This window comes from Hoeflea sp. YIM 152468 (genome assembly GCF_029210485.1).
Lineage (GTDB): Bacteria > Pseudomonadota > Alphaproteobacteria > Rhizobiales > Rhizobiaceae > Hoeflea.
In genome coordinates this window covers 1-1099 of the sequence record NZ_JARGET010000020.1, presented here as the reverse complement: position 1 = coordinate 1099, position 1099 = coordinate 1, and the positions used below count along the sequence as shown (strand labels likewise).

Annotated in this window: 1 protein-coding gene; it reads right to left on the bottom strand. The window is 57.0% G+C overall.

The window, feature by feature from the left end:
- Positions 1-15: 15 nt before the first annotated feature.
- Positions 16-967 (bottom strand): IS630 family transposase gene (locus tag PZ897_RS10550; RefSeq protein ID WP_275752244.1). Its coding sequence is split into 2 segments (ribosomal slippage): positions 16-630 and positions 632-967, totalling 951 coding nucleotides; the frame shifts between segments, so codons are not numbered across the junction.
- Positions 968-1099: the final 132 nt, after the last annotated feature.

The window sequence follows — 1099 nt, the reverse complement described above, 5'->3', positions numbered from 1 at the left end:
TAGAGCGTCGTGCATTCAAGTGTATCCATAGCCTGCTGCGGTGAAGTAGTTTCTGCATTCGGTTGGCGAATAGAGATCGCAGATGTCTCCGATGGCTCGCCAGAGGCCATCGATTGTTCTGATGGCGCGTGTTCTCAGATGGGCCTTGAGTTTGGAGAACGCCATCTCGATCGGATTGAGATCGGGACTATAGGGCGGCAGGAAGAGCATCCATGCTCCGCGGGTCTTGATAAGGGCTTCGGCCTTGAGGCTCTTGTGGGCTGAGAGATTGTCGAGAATGACGACATCGCCTTTCGACAGTGTCGGCGCGAGTTGAGTTTCGACATAGGTTTCGAAGATGCGCCGGTTCATCGGCCGGTCGACCACGAAGGGAGCGGTCAGTCCGAAGCATCTGAGGCCGGCGATGAAGGTCTGGGTCTTCCAGTGACCAAACGGCGCTTTTGAGCGCAATCGCTGACCTTTGGGGCAGCGCCCGCGCAATCTGGTCATCTTAGTCGTCGTGCCGGTTTCATCGATGAAGACGAGCCTGTGGGGTTCAAGCCGCATCCTCGGCTGGCGCTTTTCCTGCCATTGCTGACGTGCCTGCCTGATATCTGGCCGCTCTTGCTCGCTGGCCAGCAGCGTTTTTTTTAAAGCTGTAGCCGTTGCGGATCAGCCAACGCGAGATCGAGGACGGGGCTACGACCGTGCCCTTTCCGGCCAATTCGCTAGCAAGTTCAGGCATGGTAATGTCGTCTTTCTCACTCACACGGCGGACCAGGAATTCCCGGTGCGGGTCGAGCTTGGAATAGCGCCAGCCGCCACAAGGCTTCGGCTTCAGGCTGCCGCTTGCGCGCCGAGCCGCCATCAGCTTCACCACGAATGAGACCGATACCCTGAAATGAGCTGCCGCCGCATGCCGTGAACTGCCGCCGTCAACAAAGCGGGCAACACGCTCACGCAGATCAAGTGAATAAGCCTTTGTCATCGCAAGTCACCTCCAACCGAAGTGAATCACGATAAAACTAGTCAGGGAAGCCCTGCCGATTCAGTCAGAATTGACCTGAGACCCTAAACTTCCTCCAGAATTTGGTAGAGTCCGTCACACACCAGGAGACGG